This is a genomic window from Pseudoalteromonas sp. MMG012 (genome assembly GCF_018100875.1).
Taxonomy (GTDB): Bacteria; Pseudomonadota; Gammaproteobacteria; order Enterobacterales; family Alteromonadaceae; genus Pseudoalteromonas; species Pseudoalteromonas aurantia.
Genome location: NZ_JAGJEF010000195.1, coordinates 1 through 1,129 on the forward strand (window position 1 = coordinate 1; position 1,129 = coordinate 1,129).

The 1,129-nt window shown below is 40.1% G+C and carries 1 protein-coding gene; it reads left to right on the forward strand.

The features are described 5' to 3' along the window. Nucleotides 1-69 precede the first annotated feature (69 nt). Nucleotides 70-1,129, forward strand: a protein-coding gene (locus J8L97_RS22970; RefSeq protein WP_211053037.1) for an IS3 family transposase whose coding sequence is annotated in 2 segments (ribosomal slippage) — nt 70-322 and nt 322-1,129 — 1,061 coding nt annotated over the 2 segments. Because the reading frame shifts where the segments join, the coding sequence is not laid out codon by codon here. This gene is flagged as partial in the annotation.

Genomic DNA, 1,129 nt, shown 5'->3' on the forward strand with positions numbered 1-1,129 from the left:
GTAATCCCCCCAAAAAATAACAGTCCTCAAAAGTAGAATTTTCTCGTAAATTAGACGAAGGAGATCTACATGAAAAAATCAAAATTTAGTGACAGCCAAATAATGGCTATTTTAAAACAATCAGAATCAGGGATCCCTGTGCCAGAGCTATGTCGTGAGCACGGTATGAGTAGCGCCACTTTTTATAAGTGGCGGGCAAAATATGGCGGGATGGACGCATCACTTATGGCTCGCATGAAAGAATTAGAAGAAGAAAATCGTCGCCTGAAAAAAATGTATGCCGAAGAGCGTTTAAAAGCGGAAATAGTTCAGGAAGCGATGCAAAAAAAGTGGTGAAGCCGTCGCAACGCAAAGTGATGGCACAGCATATGGTTTCTAATCATAACATCAGTATTAAACTGGCTTGCATAGCGTTTGGTATCAGTGAAAGTTGCTATCGCTACCAAGCAAAGCTAAGTTCAGAAAACGCTGAAATAGCCGACTGGCTAGTAAAATTAACCGAGAACGAAACCGATTGGGGTTTTGGTCTGTGCTATGACTATTTGCGAAATGTAGAAGGCTTTAAATGGAACCATAAGCGTGTTTATCGTATTTATTGTGAGTTAGCCCTTAATTTGAGAATACGCCCTAGAAGGCGATTGAAACGGCATAAACCAGAGCCTCTTAAAGAGCCAATAAAGCGCAATCAAGTATGGTCGGTCGACTTTATGCATGACCAGTTAAGTAATGGCCGAAAAATACGTTTATTTAACATCATTGATGATTATAAACGTGAAGGGTTGGTGATTGATGTTGGGTATTCGTTTCCAGCGATTAGAGTGATAAGAAGCCTAAATCAACTCATTGAGTGGCGAGGTAAACCAAGCGTCATTCGTTGTGATAATGGTCCTGAATTTATCAGTCATGAATTTACTCATTGGGCGAAACAGCATGGAATTCGAATTGAATATATTCAGCCGGGCAACCCACAACAAAACGCTTACATCGAACGACATAACAAAACAATTAGATATAGCTGGTTGAGCAAAAACTTATTTGATACGTTGGAAGAGATTCAAGAACATGCTACAAGTTGGCTGTGGTTTTATAATCATAAAAGGCCGCATAAAGCTAATGGAGGCAAACCGCC